At 27.1% G+C, this 20,768-nt stretch carries 25 protein-coding genes; 19 read left to right on the top strand and 6 right to left on the bottom strand.

The window, feature by feature from the left end; translation table 11 throughout:
* Window position 1: 1 nt before the first annotated feature.
* Together ATH_RS03810 and ATH_RS03805 are read right to left on the bottom strand one after the other, a co-directional pair.
* The gene (locus ATH_RS03810; protein ID WP_066183452.1) at window positions 2-1,498 is read right to left on the bottom strand and encodes a HoxN/HupN/NixA family nickel/cobalt transporter; all 1,497 of its coding nucleotides are present in this window, start codon (window positions 1,496-1,498) and stop codon (window positions 2-4) included.
* On the bottom strand, window positions 1,495-2,382 hold the full coding sequence (locus tag ATH_RS03805; RefSeq protein WP_066178847.1) for a metal ABC transporter solute-binding protein, Zn/Mn family: 888 nt from the start codon (window positions 2,380-2,382) through the stop codon (window positions 1,495-1,497). The genes ATH_RS03810 and ATH_RS03805 overlap by 4 nt, the downstream gene beginning before the upstream one ends.
* A gap of 83 nt (window positions 2,383-2,465) precedes the next feature.
* Here ATH_RS03805 and ATH_RS03800 point away from each other — a divergent pair, with 83 nt between their 5' ends.
* From ATH_RS03800 to ATH_RS03730, 16 genes are all read left to right on the top strand, one after another.
* Window positions 2,466-2,876, top strand: coding sequence for a Fur family transcriptional regulator (locus tag ATH_RS03800; protein ID WP_228260054.1), 411 nt, complete (start codon window positions 2,466-2,468; stop codon window positions 2,874-2,876).
* The gene (gene nhaA, locus ATH_RS03795; protein ID WP_083190930.1) at window positions 2,869-4,116 is read left to right on the top strand and encodes a Na+/H+ antiporter NhaA; all 1,248 of its coding nucleotides are present in this window, start codon (window positions 2,869-2,871) and stop codon (window positions 4,114-4,116) included. Before ATH_RS03800 ends, nhaA begins: the two co-directional genes overlap by 8 nt.
* A 2-nt stretch (window positions 4,117-4,118) precedes the next feature.
* Window positions 4,119-4,430 (top strand): hypothetical protein, encoded by a 312-nt coding sequence (locus ATH_RS03790; protein WP_083190929.1) that lies wholly within the window; start codon window positions 4,119-4,121, stop codon window positions 4,428-4,430.
* The gene (locus ATH_RS03785; protein ID WP_066178857.1) at window positions 4,430-5,116 is read left to right on the top strand and encodes a ferritin-like domain-containing protein; all 687 of its coding nucleotides are present in this window, start codon (window positions 4,430-4,432) and stop codon (window positions 5,114-5,116) included. The genes ATH_RS03790 and ATH_RS03785 overlap by 1 nt, the downstream gene beginning before the upstream one ends.
* A gap of 3 nt (window positions 5,117-5,119) precedes the next feature.
* Entirely contained in the window at window positions 5,120-5,371 is a 252-nt protein-coding gene (locus ATH_RS03780; protein ID WP_066178860.1) for a hypothetical protein, read from the top strand.
* Entirely contained in the window at window positions 5,368-5,718 is a 351-nt protein-coding gene (locus ATH_RS03775) for a hypothetical protein (protein ID WP_066178864.1), read from the top strand. Before ATH_RS03780 ends, ATH_RS03775 begins: the two co-directional genes overlap by 4 nt.
* Window positions 5,711-6,037, top strand: coding sequence for a hypothetical protein (locus tag ATH_RS03770; protein WP_066178867.1), 327 nt, complete (start codon window positions 5,711-5,713; stop codon window positions 6,035-6,037). Before ATH_RS03775 ends, ATH_RS03770 begins: the two co-directional genes overlap by 8 nt.
* A 12-nt stretch (window positions 6,038-6,049) precedes the next feature.
* Entirely contained in the window at window positions 6,050-8,167 is a 2,118-nt protein-coding gene (locus ATH_RS03765; RefSeq protein ID WP_066183449.1) for a heavy metal translocating P-type ATPase, read from the top strand.
* A 76-nt stretch (window positions 8,168-8,243) separates the two neighbouring features.
* Entirely contained in the window at window positions 8,244-8,366 is a 123-nt protein-coding gene (locus ATH_RS10000) for a hypothetical protein (RefSeq protein WP_257122324.1), read from the top strand.
* Window positions 8,323-8,571: a hypothetical protein gene (locus tag ATH_RS03760; RefSeq protein WP_228140852.1), complete on the top strand. Its 249-nt coding sequence runs from the start codon at window positions 8,323-8,325 to the stop codon at window positions 8,569-8,571. The genes ATH_RS10000 and ATH_RS03760 overlap by 44 nt, the downstream gene beginning before the upstream one ends.
* A gap of 72 nt (window positions 8,572-8,643) precedes the next feature.
* Entirely contained in the window at window positions 8,644-9,351 is a 708-nt protein-coding gene (gene pyrH, locus ATH_RS03755; RefSeq protein ID WP_066183440.1) for a UMP kinase, read from the top strand.
* 27 nt (window positions 9,352-9,378) lie between these two features.
* Window positions 9,379-9,597 (top strand): DNA-directed RNA polymerase subunit omega, encoded by a 219-nt coding sequence (locus tag ATH_RS03750; RefSeq protein WP_066183438.1) that lies wholly within the window; start codon window positions 9,379-9,381, stop codon window positions 9,595-9,597.
* Window positions 9,598-9,613: 16 nt separating this feature from the next.
* On the top strand, window positions 9,614-11,773 hold the full coding sequence (locus tag ATH_RS03745) for a RelA/SpoT family protein (protein WP_066183436.1): 2,160 nt from the start codon (window positions 9,614-9,616) through the stop codon (window positions 11,771-11,773).
* An 8-nt stretch (window positions 11,774-11,781) separates the two neighbouring features.
* Window positions 11,782-12,990 carry a tyrosine--tRNA ligase gene (gene tyrS / locus ATH_RS03740; RefSeq protein WP_066183434.1) on the top strand — a complete coding sequence of 403 codons (1,209 nt, stop codon included), beginning with the start codon at window positions 11,782-11,784 and terminating at the stop codon, window positions 12,988-12,990.
* Window positions 12,991-12,999: 9 nt separating this feature from the next.
* The gene (locus tag ATH_RS03735) at window positions 13,000-14,079 is read left to right on the top strand and encodes a nitronate monooxygenase (RefSeq protein ID WP_066183431.1); all 1,080 of its coding nucleotides are present in this window, start codon (window positions 13,000-13,002) and stop codon (window positions 14,077-14,079) included.
* Window positions 14,080-14,189: 110 nt separating this feature from the next.
* Window positions 14,190-15,890, top strand: a complete 1,701-nt coding sequence (locus ATH_RS03730) for an N-acetylmuramoyl-L-alanine amidase family protein (protein ID WP_167543002.1) — start codon at window positions 14,190-14,192, stop codon at window positions 15,888-15,890.
* On the opposite strand, the gene ATH_RS03725 is transcribed toward ATH_RS03730, so the two are convergent.
* Genes ATH_RS03725 through ATH_RS03710 form a run of 4 tightly spaced genes read right to left on the bottom strand, consistent with a single transcriptional unit; the run spans window position 15,853 to window position 18,477 of the window.
* A complete protein-coding gene (locus ATH_RS03725) occupies window positions 15,853-16,299 on the bottom strand; it encodes an NUDIX domain-containing protein (protein ID WP_066183429.1) in 447 nt (148 codons plus the stop codon). The genes ATH_RS03730 and ATH_RS03725 overlap by 38 nt on opposite strands.
* A gap of 8 nt (window positions 16,300-16,307) precedes the next feature.
* A complete protein-coding gene (locus tag ATH_RS03720) occupies window positions 16,308-17,372 on the bottom strand; it encodes an LptF/LptG family permease (protein WP_066183426.1) in 1,065 nt (354 codons plus the stop codon).
* Window positions 17,373-17,374: 2 nt separating this feature from the next.
* Window positions 17,375-17,932: an aminoacyl-tRNA hydrolase gene (gene pth, locus ATH_RS03715; RefSeq protein WP_066183424.1), complete on the bottom strand. Its 558-nt coding sequence runs from the start codon at window positions 17,930-17,932 to the stop codon at window positions 17,375-17,377.
* 8 nt (window positions 17,933-17,940) lie between these two features.
* On the bottom strand, window positions 17,941-18,477 hold the full coding sequence (locus ATH_RS03710) for a 50S ribosomal protein L25/general stress protein Ctc (RefSeq protein ID WP_066183422.1): 537 nt from the start codon (window positions 18,475-18,477) through the stop codon (window positions 17,941-17,943).
* Between the two features lie 152 nt (window positions 18,478-18,629).
* Between ATH_RS03710 and folD the strand changes: the two genes are divergently transcribed.
* Genes folD through rpiB form a run of 3 tightly spaced genes read left to right on the top strand, consistent with a single transcriptional unit; the run spans window position 18,630 to window position 20,727 of the window.
* Window positions 18,630-19,490, top strand: a complete 861-nt coding sequence (gene folD, locus ATH_RS03705; protein WP_066183420.1) for a bifunctional methylenetetrahydrofolate dehydrogenase/methenyltetrahydrofolate cyclohydrolase FolD — start codon at window positions 18,630-18,632, stop codon at window positions 19,488-19,490.
* Window positions 19,491-20,279 carry a signal peptidase I gene (gene lepB, locus ATH_RS03700; RefSeq protein WP_066183418.1) on the top strand — a complete coding sequence of 263 codons (789 nt, stop codon included), beginning with the start codon at window positions 19,491-19,493 and terminating at the stop codon, window positions 20,277-20,279. It abuts the gene before it with no gap.
* Window position 20,280: 1 nt separating this feature from the next.
* On the top strand, window positions 20,281-20,727 hold the full coding sequence (rpiB, locus tag ATH_RS03695) for a ribose 5-phosphate isomerase B (RefSeq protein WP_066183415.1): 447 nt from the start codon (window positions 20,281-20,283) through the stop codon (window positions 20,725-20,727).
* Window positions 20,728-20,768: the final 41 nt, after the last annotated feature.

The following is a 20,768-nucleotide window of genomic DNA, read 5'->3' as shown; positions in this document are numbered from 1 at the left end:
TCTAAATCAAAACACCCAAAAGCATTAATAAAGCTAACATAAACATAAAAATTGGAGCAAGGATTTCTAAACTATTTACAAGTTTTTTTGAATTTGAAGATAGTTTATGTAAACTTACTCCTAAAAATGATGATAAGAATATCACCAAAGCCATACCAAAACTTACACTAATACTTGCCAAAATCACAGCAAAATAAGTCTTTAAATAAAAAGCATAAACAAAAAGTAAAACTGTTCCAGGACAAGGTATAATTCCAGCTGTTAAAACAAATACCAAATCTTGTTTTTTACTTCTTTTTTGAAATCTTATTGGCTTATTTATTGTAGCTTTTACAAAATTCATATTTTGTGGTTTTATACTAAATTGTGAACACTTTAACTCTTCATTACTTCCACAAGTTCCACAAACACAAGATTTTTTGGTAATTTTTCTATATAAAATAAAAATTGCTAAAAGCATAATTATAAGTGCACTAAAAGCTGTAATATAGGTAATTGAATTTTCTAAGAAATTACTCATAAGTGTATTTAAAATAAGTATTGAAAAAACAACTATTATCAATGCTCCTATAATATGTATAAAAGCTGTTAAAAAAGATATTGTAAATGCTTCAAGATATGTACTTTTTTGTGTTGAAAAATATGAAAATGCCAAAGCTTTTCCATGACCTGGTCCTAAAGCATGAAATAATCCATATAAAAAAGATGCTAAAATAAGAAAAAATAGAGCAAATTTATCTCCATTTTCAATATCTACAAGATATTTTTTCATACTATTTGTAAATTTTTCTGTAAAACTTATCTCTTGTTTTTCTACTCTTTTTACTTTATTATCAAATCTCTCTTTATCTTCTACTTTTTGATTATTCTCTATCCAAATATCTTCTAAACTCTGTTTTTCTTCTTTTTTGCTATTTACAACAATATTAAACTTTTGGCTTGATAAATTTGAAGCAGATATTTTGTAGTTTACTTCATTTATTTTTGTTGTTTTACTTACTTCATAAGGTATATTTATCTCTTGATTTTTATCTTCAAATATAAAGAAAAAGTAGTTCTCATCATCAAATATTCTAAGATTTAGACTGTTTTTATCATATATTTCTAAATCTAAAATAACTCTATAATCAAAAAATAAAGTATTGTTTGTAAAGCTCATTTTATAACTTTCTACACGAAAAGGAATACTATTTTTTGAATCATTGCTATAAGATATTGTTGTTAAGAAATCTTTTGAAACTAAATAAGAGATTAAAGAGTCTTCTATAAGAGCTAACTCTTTTTCATCAAAATTATTATCTAAATTTAAATCATAAATTTTCATAAGTTCTTCTGAAAACTCTTTTACAAATTCCCATTTTATATCAACAGATTTTATATTTTTATCATCTGCTTCAATTTTTGTTGTTACATATGTTTTTGGTGTTAGAACTGCACATAAAGAGCAGCCAAAGATAAAACTTTGGCTTAAAACTAAAAAAAGTATTAATCTAATCATTTATAACTTTTTGCTATCTCTTTTGCAACAAGTAGCATATTATTGTGCCAATCATCACTTAAAGGATCAATAGAAATAACATTTGCACCAATACTTTTTGATATTGTTTTTGCATTTTTTTGTGAGAATTGTGGAGAAACAAATACTATTTTTATCTTATGTAATTTTGCTTCTTCTATTAACTTTATCATATCATTTGGTTTTGGCTCTTTTCCTTCAATTTCAATAGATATCTGCTCTATTTCATATCTTTTAGAAAAATATCCCCAAGATGGATGAAATACCATAAATGCCATATCTTTATATGGTTTTAGAATCTCTTTTATCTCATTATCTAATAAATCTAACTCTTTTATAAACTCTTCATAATTTTCTTTATAAAACTTACTATTTTTTTCATCTATTTTTACCATTGTTTCAAAAATAGTTTTTACTTGAGATTTTACTGATATTGGGTCAAGCCAAACATGTGGATCTAATCCATCTTCTCCATGTTCATGATGTGAGTGATGATGATCATCTTCATCTTCATCTTCATCTTCATTATGAGAGTGTTCCATCATAGCAATTTTTTCTATCTCTTTTGTTGTATCAACAAAAAGTGTATTTTTTGCATTTGTTTTAAATTTTTCTATCCAAGCTTTCTCACTTGGTTCATTAATCATAAAATATATTTTTGAAGAAAAAAGAGCTTTCATAGTCGATGGTTTTGGTTCAAAATTATGAGGAGAACTTCCAGGAGAAACCATTACATTTATATTAAACTTATCTTTTACTATTTTCTCAACAAAATATTTTTGCGGTAGGATTGTCACAGAAATTATATCTTTTTGTGCAAATAATGTTACTACAAAAAATATACTTATAAGCAATATCTTTCTCATTTTTTATCCTTAACTTAGAGTTATGCAACTGAGTTGCAAAGTATAATTGGAATATTAAACTTTTTAAACTTTAATACAACTTAGTGGCACTTAATAAAGTTTTTGGTAATATTTTCCCTATGAATAATTTAGAAAATAAAAAATTCTTTTCAAATATAAAGCTTACAAATGCTAGGAAAAGTATCTTAGACCTTTTATTAGATTCGAAAAGACCTCTGTCTTATGAAGATATTAAAAATGACATAGTAATGGATAAAGCTACTTTTTATAGAAATATTACATTTTTTGAAGAGCATAAACTTATTAACTCTTTTGAATCAAACGATAAAAAAAGATATTTTGAAATAAAAGATAAAGAACATCTTCATTTTATTTGTGATATTTGTTCAAATATAGAGTGTATATTTGAAAAACCAAATTTTTCTCTAAAAAATTATAAAATTGAAAATATTATCCTAAAAGGACAATGTAAGGACTGTAACAAAAATGGCTAATCTACTCCCAAGAAAATATCTAAGAACAATAGTAAATATAAAAAATCAATATAAATTTATAACAAGTTTTATATCAACTGCAACTCTAAGTGGTTTTAAACTTTTTTTAGTAACTGTTTTAGCAGTTTATATAGCAAACTCAACTTTTGCTCCTCAATATTTTGAAATACTTGAAACTCATTTTAGTTTTTCATTTGGTACTCATACTTTTTCTATGTCTTTACAACACTGGATAAATGATGTTTTAATGGCTATTTTCTTCCTTGTTGTTGGTTTAGAAATAAAAAGAGATATGCTAATAGGAGAGTTATCAAGCTTAAAAAAAGCATCTTTTCCCATAATTGCTGCTCTTGGTGGAATGATTGTTCCTGCTCTTGTTTATCTATTTATAGATCAATCTCACCCAACTGGATTTGGTGTACCAATGGCAACAGATATTGCTTTTGCACTTGGAATTTTAATGCTTTTAGGAAAAAGAGTTAGTTTATCTATTAAAGTATTTTTAGTTACATTAGCTGTTGTAGATGATTTAGGAGCAATTTTAGTTGTTGCAATATTCTATACAAATGAACTTCACTATGATTTCCTAATATACTCAGCTCTTACATATTTTGTTTTAATGTTATTTAACTACTTTAATTTAACAAGAGTTATGCCTTATTTATTTGTTGGTATATTTTTATGGATTTTTGTGCATAGTTCAGGGATTCACTCTACAATTGCTGGTATATTACTTGCTTTTGTAATTCCTTTAAAGGCGAATAAAACATCTGTAGAAGAGATAGAAGAGCACAACTCAAAAAGTCCACTTTTAAAGCTAGAACATGCTTTACATAACTTTAGTGCATTTTTAATAATGCCTTTATTTGCTTTTGCAAATGCTGGTGTTGCATTAGAGTTTGAAAGTGTTATTGAAAATAGCACAATTGTTTTAGGAGTATTTTTTGGTTTAGTTATAGGAAAACCTATTGGTATTTTATTATTTACATATCTTGCAACTTTATTTAAAATTAGTGAAAAGCCATCAAATGTATCTTGGAGAGAGATTGTAGCTGTTGGTTTCTTAGCAGGAATTGGATTTACTATGTCAATATTTATATCTCATTTAGCATTTAGTGATCCACATGTAGTAAGTGCTGTAAAAATTGCAGTATTCGCAAGTTCAATAACAGCAGCTGTTATTGGAGTTTGTTTACTACTTTTTTTAAGCAGAAAAAACAGTGATATAAAAGAGGAATAATATTGATTGATAATGATACAATAATAAAAATAGCAAGTTACTTTTCAATTATTGCTCATACTCCTGGAAGATTAAGAGTTAGAGTAAACCCTAAAATAGTAAAAGAGAGTGAAAATATCTCCTTAGGAGATATTGAATCTTTACCCACAAAAATATCTGGAATTAAAGATATAAAGATAAATAAAATCATAGCTTCTGTTACAATTATTTACGATCCAGATATTTTTAGTCCATCATTATGGGAAGATTTAATAAAAAAAGAAAATATTTCAGAAATTAGAGATATTATTAACAATCTTATAAAGGAGATTTAATGGCAGTTGATTACAATATTTTAACTAGTAAAAAAATAGATGAAAATTCAAATATTCCTATTCGTGATCAAATTTTACAAATTGCTGTATATGATGAGTTTAAAGCTTATGAAATATATACAAAAGTAATAGAAAAATTTGGAAATATAAACCCTTTTTTAAATATAAAAGAGGCAGAAGCTATACATTATTCAGTACTTATACAACTTATGCAAAAATATAATATTGAAGTTCCTATTAATGATTTAGAAAATAAGATTTCAATTCCTGAGTCTTTAATTGAATGTTATGAATTAGGTGTTGCAGGAGAAATAAACAATATTGCTTTATATAATTATCTTCTTTCTTATGCACAAGATAGTGATATAATTGATACTCTTTACCAACTCCAAGCTGCATCATACAACAATCATTTACCAGCTTTTCGTTCTCATGTACAAAACTACTATAATAATTCATCTATTAATGGATTTAATCAAGAAAAGCTAATGCAAGATTTAGCCCAATATCAAGAGATTTATTCACAATTTTCTTCAGGGAATTTAGATGAAAATTCTATATCAAATCTACTTTCAAAATTAAATTTTAATTTTATAGGTGGTGCTCTTAGTGGAGGAGCTTTAATAGCTATAATAAATCAGCTATTAAGTTCATATAATAAACAAAACCAAGATGATAAGGAGTAAATTATGGCATTACCTTTTATAGCAGGGATTTTTGTAGGAGCTACTACTGTTATGGCTTATAAAAATAGAGATTTATTAAAAAGTAAATCAAAAGAAATTATAGATATTGCAAAAGAAAAAGTTGTATCTACTAAAAGAATAGTTGATAGTAAATTAAAAAAAGAAGAGATAAAAACTGACTTACAAGAAATTAAAGAAAAACCAAAAAGAAAATATACTAAAAAAATAGTTTCAAATAAAGAGGTAGTAAAATGAAAAAAATAGATACAGGAGCACCAAGAAATGTTTTAGGACATGTAATTAGTGGTGCTATTGCTAGTGCTGTAATTAGTGGTGCTATTAACTATAAAAAGACTCAAAATGGATCTTTAAATAAGAATTGTGCAATAAAAGATACAGTAAAAAGAGCTTCTCAAGGAGCTATAGTAACAGGAAGTGCTATTGCAACTACAAACTATATTGGAGAAGGAAATTATCTTAGAGCTTTTACAGCTTTAAGTATTGGTTTAGCAGGTATTTATGCACTTGAAGTAATAGAAGAAAAATTAGAAGAAAAGTATTTAACAAACCAAAATATAAAATTAGGAGAAGATAATGAATAATCAATACAACAATGATATTAACTCAACAAGAAATGCTACTAACAATAGTAGTAATTTAAATCAAAACCCTTATATAAATCAAGGTTTAAACCAAAACAACAATACGCAAAATCAATCAAACTCTTTATTAAATGGAGATTTTATAAAAGGTGCATTAATAGGTGCAATAGCAACTTATGTTTTAACAAATAAAAATGCTCAAGAAACTATCTTTAAAACATTTGAAAAAGCAAAAGGTTTTGTAAGTGCTGGTGTAGAAGAGTTAAAAGAGAGAATTGAAGATGCAAAAGCTGCTTCTTCACATCATACAAAAGATTAAAAAGTATCTAAAATGAATTCAAAGTTTATAAAAGTTCACCAGATAAAAAATAGAGCAAGATATAAGCTTCAAATTTTAAAAGAAAAATTTATTGATGAAGATATCTTAAAGAGTTATTTTAAAGATATTAAAGAGATAAATGATATAAGAATAAATAAAAAAGCCTACTCTATAATTTTTGATGTAAGTAATGATATTTTTAATAAAATTGAAGAAAAATTAGAAAATATAAGTTTAGATAATCTTTTAAAATCTGTTACAAGCAATTCAAATAGTGTTTGTGTTTCTTGTATTGGTGAGGAAAAACCATCTATAAAAGGTACTTTAATAGCTAGTTCTGCTCTTGCATTAGAAAGAGTTACTACAAATAATACTTTAAAAGCTGGTTTAACTACACTTGCTTGTACTCCTTTATTAATTGATGGAACAAAAGAGCTATTTAAAGAAGGTTTAACATCTCATGTTTTAGAAGCTGGAGCAGTTGCAATTTCTATATTTAGAAAAGATTATCTTGCTGCAAACTCTACAAATGCAATGCTTGAACTAGGTGAATATATTGAAGAAACAACCGTTCATAAAAGTGATGATTTACTAAAAGAACTTGCAAAACCAAATATCGAAGAAGCATGGATTGAAAAAAGAGTTGATGGAAAAGTAAGCGAAGTTCTTGTGAAAACTGAAGATATAAAAATTGGTGATATTGTAATTGTTGGAGCTGGAAACACTGTTGCTATAGATGGACATATTATTGATGGAGCTGGAACTATAAATCAAGTTTCAATGACGGGAGAAGCAACACCAATTGCAAAATATAGAGGAGATAAAGTTCTTTCTGGAACAATAGTTGAAGAAGGAAGATTTAGAATTTGGGCTGAACATGTTGGTGCAAACACAGCAACACAAAGAATAAAACACTATATAGAAAACTCTTTAAATGAAAAATCATCTGCTCAATTAAAAGCAAATAAACTAGCTGATAAACTAGTTCCTGTAACTCTAGGTTTAGCAAGTGCAGCTTATATCTTTACAAAAGATTTTGAAAGAGTTGCTTCAGTTTTACAAGCTGATTATTCTTGTGCATTAAAACTTGCAACTCCTGTTGCTTTTAAATCAACTATTTCAAAAGCTGGTCATAGTGGAATTATGATAAAAGGTGCAAAATCTATTGAATCATTGGCAAGTGCAGATACTTTTGTTTTTGATAAAACAGGTACATTAACAAGTGGAGAACTAGAAGTTATAAGTGTTGATTCATATGATAAAAACTGGACTGAAGAGAAACTATTAAATCTAACTGCTTCAACTGAAGAACACTATTTCCATCCTGTTGCAGAAGCTGTTGTAAAAGCTGCAAAAGAGCGTGGTTTTGTGCATATGCACCATGAAGAAGTAGAATTTATTGTAGCACATGGAGTAAAAACAGAAATAAAAGGGAAAGCTGTTATTATTGGTAGTAGACACTTCTTAGAAGATGATGAAAAAATAGATTTTAAGCCTTATAAAAAAGAGATTGAAGAGTCTTTAAAAAAATGTGATACTCTACTTTATGTAGCTTATGATGGAAAACTTCTTGGAACAATTGGTTTAAGTGATGAATTAAGATTAAATACAAAAGATGCTATTAAAAAATTAAAATCTCTTGGAGTAAAAAATATTGTAATGCTCACAGGAGATATTAAAGAGAAAGCTTTAAAAGTAGCAGAAGAGCTAGGAATAGATGAAGTAAGAGCAGAATTACTTCCTCAAGAAAAAGCTGATATTGTAAAAGAGCTTATGAATGAAGGTAGAAAAGTTGCTTTTATTGGAGATGGAATAAATGATGCTCCAGCTTTAATATCTTCTCATGTTGGAATATCAATGAGTAAAGGTGCTGATATAGCAAAAGCAACTGCTGATATTAGTTTATTAAAAGATGATATCATGGCTGTAGTTGAAGCAAAAGAGTATGCAAACAAAACTATGAGTTTAATAAATACTAATTTCAATGCAACAGTTGGAATAAATAGTGGAATACTTGCAGGTGCAACATTTGGACTATTTTCACCAATTACAACAGCAATTTTACACAATGGAACAACTATTGCTTTACTTTTTAATTCAATCAAGGGTGTGAATTTAGCAAGAAAATAGATTTTAATAATAGTTATCAGTTTTATTTAAGCAATTAAATATTAAAATTCAATAACTATTATCAAAAGGATTTCATATGCCATTTTTATTACCTCTTGCAACACTAATTACAGGTGTTTTAACAGTTAAAACAGTAAATAAAAGTTTAAAAACTTATGAAAGAAGAAAAAAAAGAGATGAAAGAAAACAAAACATTTGATTTAGAAATTCAAAGAGAAGTTGCAAAAATTGGAATGACTGCAACTCTAGGTGCTACTGTTGTTACTTCAATGTTTATGAAAAATAAACTTGCTAAAAATACTCACGTAATTGCTGGTGTCGCTTTTTGTGGCTTTGCTCTTTGGCACCATATGCTTTATCAAACAAAAAACAATAAAAAAACAGATAAATTAGTTTCAAAATAAGCTTACTCTTTAGCTAAGATATTGTTAATCATTTTTTAGTTAGAATCCAAAAATTATTTAAGGATAGAATAGATGAATAAAAGAGTTCTTGTAAAGTTTTCAGGTGAAGCACTAGCTGGAGCTGAAGGTTATGGAATAGATACTAAAATTTTAGATTATATAGCTGAAGAGATTAAATCTCTTGTAGAAAATAGTATTGAAGTTGCAATCGTAATTGGTGGTGGAAATATAATAAGAGGTGTTACTGCTGCTGCTGATGGTGTTATAAAAAGAACAAGTGCTGATTATATGGGAATGTTAGGAACTGTTATAAATGGTGTTGCCATGCAAGAAGCTTTAGAATACAAAGGTTTAAATGCAAGACTTCAAACTGCTATTAAGATGGAAGAGATAGCTGAACCTTTTATTGTAAGAAAAGCTTTAAGACATTTTGAAAAAGGAAGAGTTGTGATTTTTGGTGCTGGAACAGGTAATCCATATTTTACAACAGATACAGGAGCAACATTAAGAGCGACTGAAATTGGTGCTTGTATGCTAATTAAAGCAACAAAAGTAAATGGTGTTTATGATAAAGATCCAATGAAATACTCAGATGCAAAAAAACTAGATATTTTAAGCTATGATAGAGCTTTAGAAGATCAAATTAAAGTAATGGATGATACTGCTATTGCTTTAGCAAAAGACAATAAACTTCCAATTGCTGTTACAAATATGAATGAAAAAGGAAATCTTTTACGAATAGTTCAAGGTGACTATAGTAAATGTTCAATAGTAAAATAGATTAGATTTTAATTTAAAGGAAAAAGAATGGAAAGATTAGAAGAGAGAATTTCAAAAGCTTTAAAAAAAGTTGATAATGATAGATATATTTTAGCAATTGCTGTTGGTCAAAGAGCAGATGAATTAAGTAAAGGTGCAAAACCACTTTTAACACAAAATACTCAAAAAATGAAATATACAGACATAGCGATTGACGAAATTGCAAGTGGTCTTTTAAAAATCGATGGTCTTGTAGATAAAAAATAGGAATCTATAAATCCATATGAATCAGTTTTTTAGTAACATTCAAAAAATAAACTCTATTGAAGAAGCTATAAAAGAGCTTGAAAAACAAATACCAATATCTAAAAAACTAGAAGATATTATTCAATTTGTAATAAAAGCTCATGAAGACCAATTTAGAAAAAGTGGTGAGCCTTATTGTGTTCATCCTATTTTGGTTGCAACAATTACTGCTAGTTTTTCAAAAGATGAAGATGTTATAGCAACTGCTCTTCTACACGATGTTGTAGAAGACACTCCATATACTTTAGAATTTGTTGAAGAAAACTGGGGAAAAAATGTTTCTAATATGGTAAAAGGACTTACTAAAGTTTCTGATATTAGAGAAGAAAACTTTGTAACTTCAAAAGATTCAAGTGATTCAAAAATTGTACAAGCAGCTCTTACATTTAGAAAAATGCTAATTGCATCTGTTGATGATCCAAGAGTTTTAATAGTTAAACTTTGTGACAGGCTTCACAATATGCTAACTCTTGCAGTTTTACCTCCTCATAAACAAAAAAGAATAGCTGAAGAAACTTTAGTTGTTTATGTTCCAATAGCAAATAGATTAGGTATTTCAACACTTAAAAATGAGTTAGAAGATTTAGCATTTTTCTATATATATCCTGATGAATACAAAAAAATTGATGACTTTTTAAAAGAGAATGAACAAGCAATGCAACTTGGGTTTAATAACTTCATAACTATTACAAAAGAGCTTCTAGAAAAAAATGGTTTTGAAAGTGAAAATATAAAAATTTACTCAAGAATAAAACATCATTATTCAATATATTTAAAAATGCAAAGAAAAGGTATAACTATTGAAGAAGTTTTAGATCTTTTTGCTATTAGAATTTTAGTTAAAGAAGATATTGACTGCTATAAAGCCTTAGGACATATTCACTTAGAATTTAAACCTTTGGTTTCAAGATTCAAAGATTATGTAGCAACTCCAAAAGAGAATGGTTATAAAACAATTCATACAACAGTGTTTTATAATTCAAAAATTTATGAGATTCAAATTCGTACTTTTGATATGCATAGCATTGCTGAATATGGTATAGCAGCTCACTGGGCATATAAGAATGGAGAAAAAAACACTTCATCAAGTTCAAATACAAACTTGAACTGGCTTAAATCATTAGAGTTTTCAAATGATAATATAGAAGAATTTTATAAAGAGACAAAAGAAAATCTATTTAGTGATGAAATAATTGTTTACTCTCCAAAAGGAGAAGTTTTCATTCTTCCTATTGGTTCAACTGCTTATGATTATGCTTTTGCTGTTCATACAAATATAGGTAAAAGAGCTGTTTCTTGTCATATTAATAAGGTTAAAAAACCTCTTCTTACTGTTTTAAAAAGTACTGATATTATACAAATTGAACTAAGTGATGAACCTATTATTAGATGTTCTTGGATAGATATGGTAAAAACATCTAGGGCAAAAAAACAATTAAAATTTCTATGTGCACAAAAACAAAGAGAGATTGATAATTTAAGTGGTAAAAATATTATAAATACTATTTTCTCAAGATACTATGATGATATTTTAGAACATTATCCTGTAAGAGCATTATATAAAGTAACAACTAATCTTTCTTATATGAAAAATGCAAAAGAACTTGTTGAAAAAAAAGTATTAAAAGAGAAAGGAATAATGGGAAGATTTAAAATCTTAACAAGTAAAATAAAAGAGTTTAAATTTGACAATATGTTGGTATATTCAAATTTCAGTATAAATTCTTTATCTTTTGATCACTGTTGCCACCCAAAATTTGGTGATGATATCATTGCTTTTAGAAATAATCACTCAGCTACTATTCATCATAAAATGTGTGATAAAGCTTATTTAAAAATTAAACAAAATGAACAAATGATATTTTGTCAATGGGAAAAAAATAGTGTTTATAAATATAAAATGCTCATTAGTATTCCAAACACTAAAGGTGAACTAGCAAAAGTTATGTCATACCTATCAAAAAGTGATTTTTATATTTTAGGTGTAGCATTTGGAAGACAAAAACACTCTTATATTCAATATTGTGATATTGAATTTGAAACAAATATTTCAAATACAGAAGATGTAAAACAAATTGTTGAGAAAAATATAAAAGTAATAGAATTTACATCAAAAAAAGACGCATATAATAAATAAGGTAAAAAATGGAAAATAGATTAGAAGAAGCATTAGAAGAGATCAAAAGAGGAACAGCTGAAATTATTGATATTGAAGCAATTACTAAAGTAGTTACTAGATATTTTGAAACTGGTGAGAATTTTTTTGTAAAAGTTGGATTTGACCCAACTGCTCCTGATATTCATTTAGGACATACTGTTTTACTACAAAAGATGGCAACTTTCCAAAAATATGGTGCTATTATTCAATTTCTAATTGGAGATTTTACAGCTGCTATTGGTGATCCAACTGGAAAAAGTGAAACTAGAAAAGTTTTAAGTAAAGATGATGTTTTAAGAAATGCAGAAACATATAAAGAACAAGTATTTAAAGTACTTGATCCTACTAAAACAAAAGTTGTTTTTAATAGCGAATGGTTAAATAAGCTTGGAACTTCTGGACTTATTCAGTTAGCTTCAAATTTAACTGTAGCAAGAATGCTAGAAAGAGATGATTTTTCAAAAAGATATAGTTCAAATACTCCAATTGCTGTTAGTGAGTTTATATATCCCCTACTTCAAGGTTATGACTCTATTGAACTTAAAAGTGATATTGAAATGGGTGGAACAGACCAAAAATTCAATCTTTTAATGGGAAGAACTTTACAAAAAGCTTATGATTGCAAAAAGCAACAAGCTGTTTTAATGATGCCTATTTTAGAAGGATTAGATGGTGTACAAAAAATGTCTAAATCTTTAGGTAACTATATTGGTGTGACAGATGAACCATTTGATATGTTTGGAAAAATATTATCAATTTCAGATGAATTAATGTGGAGATACTTTGAACTACTTTCAAGTAAAAGTTTAAAAGAGATTGAAGAACTAAAAAATGGTATTAATAATGGTTCTTTGCATCCTAAAAAAGTAAAAGAAGAATTAGCAAGTGAAATTGTTGATAGATTTCATGGAGCTGGTTCTGGTGTAAAAGCAAAAGAAGAGTTTGAAAAAGTATTCTCAAATAAAGACATTCCTACTGATATTCCTGAATTTATATTTGAAGGTGAATTATGGATTTGTCAAGCTATGTTAGATAGTAAGTTGGTTGATTCAACTTCACAAGCAAGAAGAGATATTAAAGCAAATGCAGTCTCTATAAATCAAGAGAAAATAAGCGATGATAAGTTAAACTTGAAAGTTGGAGAATATATTCTTCAAAAAGGTAAAAAAAGTTTCGCAAAAATAATTATAAAATAAAGGGCTAATTTGAAAATAGGAAAATATGAGATAAAACACCCCATCATTCAAGGTGGTATGGGTGTTGGAATTAGTTGGGATCAATTAGCTGGACATGTTAGTTTAGAAGGCGGTTTAGGAGTTATTTCAGCTGTTGGAACTGGTTATTATAAAAAACTAAGTCCAAAAGTTAATATTGTAATGAGAAAAGATAAACCAAAAGAGGTTTTAAATTTTTATAACAAAGATGCTCTAAAAGAGATTTTTGATAATGCTAGAAAAATTTGTGGTAAATTACCTATTGCTTGTAATATATTATATGCAATTAATGATTATGGAAGAGTAGTTAAAGATGCTTGTGAAGCTGGTGCTAATATAATTATTACAGGTGCTGGAATTCCTACAAATATGCCAGAATTCACAAAAAACTTTCCAGATGTAGCCCTTGTTCCTATTGTTTCAAGTGCTAGAGCTTTAAAACTTATTTGTAAAAAATGGAAAAGATATAATAAAATTCCAGATGCAGTAATTGTAGAAGGTCCTTTAAGTGGTGGTCATCAAGGTTTTAAATATGATGATTGTTTCAAAGATGAATTTCAACTTGAGAGCATAGTTCCTCCTGTTATTGAAGAAGCAAAAAACTGGGGAGATATTCCAGTAATCGCAGCTGGTGGAGTTTGGAATAAAGATGATATTGATAAGTTTTTGAATATGGGCTGTTCTGGTGTTCAAATGGGAACAAGATTTATTGGGACATTTGAGTGTGATGCTGATGAAAAATTTAAAAATGTTTTAATCAATGCAAAAGAAGAAGATATAGTTTTAATGAGTTCTCCTGTTGGTCTTCCTGCAAGGGGAGTTAAAACAAACTTACAGTTTTCTATTGAAAATAAAACAGCTCCAAAAGTACAATGTATATCAAACTGTGTTTCTCCTTGTAATAGAGGTACAGAAGCTAGAATCGTAGGTTATTGTATTGCAGATAGATTAGGTGCAGCTTATCAAGGAGATGTTGATACTGGATTATTTTTCTCTGGTTCAAATGGATATAAAATTGATAAGTTAATATCTGTAAAAGAGTTAATGGAAAAATTAACAAAAGGAGAATAGCTATTATTCTTAGGCTTCTTTTAATATCAATATTAATTTTTAATTTTGCATATTCAAATAACTACGAACAAGAGTATAGAGAAGCAAGAATAGAGTATTTAAAATCATCTTTGAGAAAAGATGATCCTCAAAAAATTGAAGATTTAAAAAAGATAATAGAACTTGGTAAGAAGCTAAATAAAAATGTAAAGTCTGATGAAAAAAAGCTTCAAGCTTTACAAAGAAAAGTTCAAAGAGAAAGAACTTTTCATAATAATATAAATAATATTCCAGATAAAAAACCTGTATTAAATAAGAAAATAAATACAAGTAATCAAAAAGTTACAGATAAAAATGACATTATATTCTCTATTAAAAATGTATTTACAGAAGATGATAAAATAATTATAGAATTTAATAAAAATATTTCACAAAAAGATATAAACTTCTTTAAACTCAATCAGAAAAACTATTATAGAGAAATTTATGATATAGGTGGATATTTTAAAGATGCTCTTGCTACAAAACTATCAGTAAATAGTGATAGTAAAATAACTATTGCACAATTTAAACCTACTATTTTAAGAATTGTAATTACAAATAGTAGTGAACCTAAAACAACTTACTCTTTAATTTCTAGTAAAAAGCTAATTATAAAAGTTCCATCAAATAATATAATAAAGAAAAAAGATGAAATTAATAAAAATATACAAAAGAGTCAAAAAGAGAGTTCATTAGTAGGAACACATATTGATACAAAAAATAATATTAGAGAAATTTTTACAAAAGACAATGCAGTATTTATTCACTTCAATAAAAACTTTACAAAAAAAGATTTAAAATATCTATCTTATAAAAAAGATTCTACTTTTGAAGATGTTTTTGAATTAAAAGGTAGCTATAAATATGCTAATCCTATAAAATTATCTATAGAAAATAGTGATAAAATTGTAACAACTCAAGAAAAAGGTTTTGTAAGATTAAAATTTCAAAATAAAGAGAAATCAAAAATAGTTTACTCATTTATAAATAGTAAAACACTAAAAATTTCTCATTTAAATGATACAAAAGTAGTTGAAAAAAAAGATATTATAGAAACAATACCAAAAACTACTCCTGTAACACAAAAAATAACACAAAATAAAGACAATAATAAAAAGATTATTGTAATAGATGCAGGACATGGTGGAGATGATGTTGGGGCTGTTGGTCCAAATAAAAGATATGAAAAAGTAATAAATCTTGCTGTTTCAAAATATTTAGAAAAAATATTAAAACAAAGAGGATACAAAGTGTATCTTACTCGTACAAATGATAAATTTATAAAAGTTATGGATAGAACAATATTAGCAAACCAAAAACAAGCTAATCTATTTTTATCTATTCATACAAATTCTATTGTAAAATCAAAAGCATCTAAAACAAATGGAATTGAAACATTCTTCTTAAGTCCTGCTAGAAGTCAAAGAGCAAAAGATGTTGCTGCTCTTGAAAATAAAAGTGATATAAGAGAGATGAACAATGCTTCAAAAGATGTATTTTTGGAAAGTTTAAATCGTCCTAGAATTACAGCTTCTCATAAATTTGCGATAGATGTTCAAGCTGGTCTTTTACAAGCTGCTAGAACAAAATATAAAGATGTAAATGACTCAGGAGTAAGGGAAGGACCATTTTGGGTACTTGTAGGAGCACAAATGCCTTCTATTCTTGTAGAATTAGGTTATGTTTCACATCCTGAAGAGAGTAGAAGACTTTATGAAAGTTCTTATCAAGAAGCTTTAGCAAATGGAATTGCTAATGGAATAGACTCTTACTTTCTAAAAAATCCTTAACATTTTTAATTAACTCTTTTTGCATATCTTTTATTTTTGGAAGTTTTTTTAAGGAAAAGTATTTTACTTTTGTATTTTCCCAAGACAAATACTCTTTAAGTAAACTATCTTTTTCAAAAAACCTATCAATATTCTCTATATTTGAAGCATTTACAAGCCAAATACCTATATCTTTATCTGGATTAATTTGTTCAAAATACTCTTCAAAAAGTGCGATATCAACTCTTATAGAACTCTCTTCAAAAAACTCTCTTTTTGCACATATAAATGCACTCTCATCTTTATTTTTACTACCTTTTAAACAGCCCCATTTATCATCACTTGAAACTCCTAAACAAAGAAGAATTTTAATATCTTTCTTCTCAACTTTATATAAAATAATTCCATAAGCTTTTTTATGCAATCCCATCTCTTACCTTATTTTAAACTTTTACTTCTATAAATATAATATGCAATTAATACCCAAAGAACAAGTGGTATCAATAGAGAAATTTCAGGCATTAAAACTCCTGAACTTGTAATTTTATATAATAAAAAGAAATTTCCCCATATTACTAAAGTTCCAAAAACACCACTTGCTACAAAACTTCCTAAATGAAAAAATCTACTATTTAATGAAGTATATATAAATATTAAAAATAGTATTGGAATTATAAAGAAAGGAACAAAAGCTATATTATAAATTATTGCTCTTACTTTTCTTGTATTTATTCCTTGTTTTTCTAGTAAAGTATATGCACTAATAGCATCTGCTAAAGAGTACTCACTTTTTGCTTCATATACATTATTTAGAATCTTTGGTAGAAATCCTTCTAATGTACTCACAGATTCTTGATAATCTACTTCTAATTTTGAATTTTCATCAATTTTTATTGGTTTCTTTACTACTTTTGCATCTAAAGCATACCAACTATTATTTTGGAAATAAGCCTCTTTTGCTATTATAGTTTCAACTATATCATCATTTTGAATCTTATAAATATGTATATCTTCGGCTTTCTTTTCCAAAGGAAGAAGTTTTTTGAAATAAACAAAATAGTCATCATATTTCAAAAAGATATCACTTTTTGTATTTGTAAAGTATTCATTATTTACAATTTTTCTTTTTTGTTCATATGAGTAAGCCAATGAAGTTGATTGTAAAATAATTAAAGATAATATAAAAAATAGTGCTGTATAAACTACTGGCAATATTATCATCTTTTTTGAAGCACCTAATGAGTGAAAGGCTACAAATTCATTGTTTCTTACAAATGTTATTAAAGTTATTATTAATGCAAAAACAAGTGATAAAGGAAGAGTTAAAGTCAAAGTAAAAATAGTATTATAAAAAATATATAAAAGCTGTAAATTTGCTGATGATGGTAAAGATTTGAAATTCTGTAAAAAATCAATTCCTGTAAAAAATATCTCTAAAGAGAGTAAAACTATTATGAAATTTTTCAGATATTTAAAAAAAATATATTTTGTTAAAGTACTCATATTTATATCTTTAAACTAAATTTTGATTTCACTTCATCTATATTTAACTCTTTTAAAGCATCAATTGAAGAAGCAACATGAGGAATTATTTTACTATATAAAACTTCAAACTCGCTTTTTGAGAAATCACTTAAAACATAGTTTGCAACTTGTTCTTTATCTTCTGGTTTACCAATTCCAATTCTAACTCTTATATACTCTTTTGTAATATTACTATCTAAAGATTTAAGTCCGTTGTGTCCACCATGTCCACCACCTATTTTATACTTTACTGTTCCAAAAGGTAGATCTAAATCATCATGAATAATAATGACATTTTCTAAATCAATTTTATAATAATCCATAATAGCTCTTACAGCTGTTCCTGAATTATTCATATATGTTTTTGGCTTAGAAAATAGATTATATCCTGATTTTAATAGTTCAGATTGAAAATTTGGATTGTTTATATTTGAAGTATTCAGATTTTTAGTTATAAAATCTATAACTAAAAATCCAATATTGTGTCTTGTTTTTTGATATTTATCACCAATATTTCCAAGACCAACAAGTAAATGCATATTTTAAATTATTTAGCTTTAATTACACCAACAATTGGTACTCTTGGATCTAAATAACAATCAACATTTTCAGGAAGTGTTAAATCTCTTAATAAGATATTATCACCTGTATCTAAGTTTGTAACATCTAATGTAATATTATTTGGCATATTTTCAATTGCACATTTTACTGGAATTCTTCTAGTATGAATCATTAGAAGACCTTTATTTTTTAAACCTTTTGCTATTCCTGTTACAACAACTGGAATAAAATAAGAGCTTCTTACACCTTTTTGTGCAACCATTAAATCAACATGTATTAGATCTGAAGTAATTGGACATTTTTGGTACTCTTTTACAACAACATTTAAAACTTTTCCATCTACTTTTACATCAAATGATAGAGTTTTTTTATTTTTTAAATATTTAATATACTCATTTCTTTTGAATGCAGCACTGATATTTTCAACACCTTTTCCATAGATATTTGCAATTAAATATCCTTCTTTTCTTAAAGCTTTTACAGCTGGTTTAGTTATACTATCTCTTACGATACCCTCTAACATTTTAAGTCCTTTGTTTTAATTTTAATTAAGGACGGGATTATATATAAAAATTTCTAAAAATTAGGTTAATAGTATCAATATTGCTCTTTGTTATAATTAATATATTTTTAGATAAAATCTAATCTAAAATTAAAAAAGAGTAAGGTTAAAATATGATACTACTAGATGGAAAAGCACTATCAGCTAAAATTAAAGAGGAAGTAAAAGTTGAAGTATCTCAAATTGTTAAAGACAAAGAGATAACTCCTGGACTTGCAGTTATTCTTGTAGGAAATGATGCAGCAAGTGCAACTTATGTAGCAAGTAAGGCAAAAGCTTGTAAAGATGCTGGAATATATTCAGTTGTTCACGAAATGCCAGATACAATTACACAAGATGAACTACTACAAACTATAAATCTTATGAACAACAATTCAAAACTTGATGGTATTTTAGTTCAACTTCCATTACCAAAACATATAGATACAACTACTATTTTAGAAGCTATTAATCCACTTAAAGATGTAGATGGTTTCCATCCATACAATGTAGGAAGAATGGTTTCAAATCTTGATTCATTTTTAAGTGCAACTCCATTTGGTGTTATGAGAATGTTTGAAGAACATAATATTGAACTAAGTGGAAAAAATGTTGTTGTTATTGGAAGTAGTGATATTGTAGGAAAACCTATGGCTTCACTTTTAATTAATAAAAAAGCAACTGTAACTGTATGTAATAGTAGAACAAAAGATTTAAAATCTCATACTTTAAGAGCTGATATAGTAATTATTGCTGTTGGAGTTCCTTATTTACTAAAAGAAGATATGGTAAAAGACGGTGCTATTGTTATTGATGTTGGTATAAATAGATTAGAAAATGGCAAACTTGTAGGTGATGCTGATTTTGAAAACCTTAAAAATAAATGTTCACATTTAACTCCTGTTCCAGGTGGTGTTGGTCCTATGACTATTGCTATGCTTTTAAAAAATACAATCAAAGCAGCAAAATTTAGAGAGAAAAGAGAAGCAAAATAGATGTTTAAATTTTTAGAAAAGATTTATAACTGGGCAACGACTTGGACTGGAACTATAATTATAGTTTTAGGAATAATATTTTTTGGTGCTCAAGCTTTTATTATTCCAAGTGGAAGTATGAAAAATACTCTTTTAATAGGTGATTTTCTTTTTGTTAAAAAATTCTCTTATGGAATTCCAACTCCTACAATTCCTTGGCTAGAAGTAAAAGTTTTACCAGATTTTAAAGGAAATGGTCATTTAATAGAAGGTCAAAGACCCAAAAGAGGAGATATTGTAGTATTTAGATATCCTCATAATCCTGATATTCACTATGTAAAAAGAGCCGTAGCAACAAGTGGTGATACAATATTTTTACAAGACAAAAATCTATTTTTACACCCTAAAGAAGGAAATGCTTTTGTAATAAAAAATTATAAAGAGCATGAAATTATTGAAATAGATAATAAACTTTATGTAAAAAATCCTTATCAAAAAGATTATCCAGGTATCAATTATGATGATAGTGTAACAAGAGAAAATATGTATCAAGAACTTTTTGATAAAGCAAAAACTATAATTCCTGAAGATGAAACATTTATGATGGGAGATAATAGAGATCACTCAAATGATTCAAGATTTTGGGGAAGTGTTCACTATAAATATATTGTAGGAAAACCTTGGTTTGTGTATTTCTCTTGGGATAGTGATTATAAAATAAGATGGGATAGAGTATTTAAAACTGTCGATACTTTACAAAAAGAAGCAGCTAATGAAATAGAGTCTGAACACCTAAAAGGAATATATTAAGATGAAATATTTTATAGCAAGTGACCATGCAGGAACTATTTTAAAAGAGTTGATAAAAGATATTTTAAATAAAGAGAATATAGAGATTATAGATATGGGTCCTAATAGCAAAGATAGAGTAGATTATCCTGATTTTGCGAAATTAGTTTGTGAAGAAGTTCAAAAAGACAAGAGCCATTTTGGAATTTTAGTTTGTGGAAGTGGAATTGGAATGAGTATGGCTGCAAATAAATTTGATAAAATAAGAGCTGCTTTATGCCACAATATTTATAGTGCAAAAATGGCAAGAGAGCATAATGATGCAAATGTACTTTGCTTAGGTGAAAGAGTAAGTGGAGAAGGAATGATTGAAGAGATCATTAAAGCTTGGCTTAATTCATCTTTTGAAGGTGGAAGACATAAAGAAAGAGTTGAAAAAATAAATAATCTTTTTTCATGTAGAGTTTAATCTTATTAAAAGGAGTAATATATGGCTGATTGGCAAGTATA

Source organism: Aliarcobacter thereius LMG 24486 (assembly GCF_004214815.1).
Classification (GTDB): Bacteria; Campylobacterota; Campylobacteria; order Campylobacterales; family Arcobacteraceae; genus Aliarcobacter; species Aliarcobacter thereius.
Note: the sequence above shows the minus strand (reverse complement) of the source record. Positions and strands in the feature narration are given on the sequence as shown.

Bases quoted from the DNA above. Each gene is read 5' to 3' on its own strand.
- ATH_RS03810 (WP_066183452.1), bottom strand. From the start codon at position 1,498: ATGATTAGATTAATACTTTTTTTAGTTTTAAGCCAAAGTTTTATCTTT.
- ATH_RS03805 (WP_066178847.1), bottom strand. From the start codon at position 2,382: ATGAGAAAGATATTGCTTATAAGTATATTTTTTGTAGTAACATTATTT.
- nhaA (WP_083190930.1), top strand. From the start codon at position 2,869: ATGGCTAATCTACTCCCAAGAAAATATCTAAGAACAATAGTAAATATA.
- ATH_RS03785 (WP_066178857.1), top strand. From the start codon at position 4,430: ATGGCAGTTGATTACAATATTTTAACTAGTAAAAAAATAGATGAAAAT.
- ATH_RS03780 (WP_066178860.1), top strand. From the start codon at position 5,120: ATGGCATTACCTTTTATAGCAGGGATTTTTGTAGGAGCTACTACTGTT.
- ATH_RS03775 (WP_066178864.1), top strand. From the start codon at position 5,368: ATGAAAAAAATAGATACAGGAGCACCAAGAAATGTTTTAGGACATGTA.
- ATH_RS03770 (WP_066178867.1), top strand. From the start codon at position 5,711: ATGAATAATCAATACAACAATGATATTAACTCAACAAGAAATGCTACT.
- ATH_RS03765 (WP_066183449.1), top strand. From the start codon at position 6,050: ATGAATTCAAAGTTTATAAAAGTTCACCAGATAAAAAATAGAGCAAGA.
- ATH_RS10000 (WP_257122324.1), top strand. From the start codon at position 8,244: ATGCCATTTTTATTACCTCTTGCAACACTAATTACAGGTGTTTTAACA.
- ATH_RS03760 (WP_228140852.1), top strand. From the start codon at position 8,323: ATGAAAGAAGAAAAAAAAGAGATGAAAGAAAACAAAACATTTGATTTA.
- pyrH (WP_066183440.1), top strand. From the start codon at position 8,644: ATGAATAAAAGAGTTCTTGTAAAGTTTTCAGGTGAAGCACTAGCTGGA.
- ATH_RS03750 (WP_066183438.1), top strand. From the start codon at position 9,379: ATGGAAAGATTAGAAGAGAGAATTTCAAAAGCTTTAAAAAAAGTTGAT.
- ATH_RS03745 (WP_066183436.1), top strand. From the start codon at position 9,614: ATGAATCAGTTTTTTAGTAACATTCAAAAAATAAACTCTATTGAAGAA.
- tyrS (WP_066183434.1), top strand. From the start codon at position 11,782: ATGGAAAATAGATTAGAAGAAGCATTAGAAGAGATCAAAAGAGGAACA.
- ATH_RS03725 (WP_066183429.1), bottom strand. From the start codon at position 16,299: ATGGGATTGCATAAAAAAGCTTATGGAATTATTTTATATAAAGTTGAG.
- ATH_RS03720 (WP_066183426.1), bottom strand. From the start codon at position 17,372: ATGAGTACTTTAACAAAATATATTTTTTTTAAATATCTGAAAAATTTC.
- pth (WP_066183424.1), bottom strand. From the start codon at position 17,932: ATGCATTTACTTGTTGGTCTTGGAAATATTGGTGATAAATATCAAAAA.
- ATH_RS03710 (WP_066183422.1), bottom strand. From the start codon at position 18,477: ATGTTAGAGGGTATCGTAAGAGATAGTATAACTAAACCAGCTGTAAAA.
- folD (WP_066183420.1), top strand. From the start codon at position 18,630: ATGATACTACTAGATGGAAAAGCACTATCAGCTAAAATTAAAGAGGAA.
- lepB (WP_066183418.1), top strand. From the start codon at position 19,491: ATGTTTAAATTTTTAGAAAAGATTTATAACTGGGCAACGACTTGGACT.
- rpiB (WP_066183415.1), top strand. From the start codon at position 20,281: ATGAAATATTTTATAGCAAGTGACCATGCAGGAACTATTTTAAAAGAG.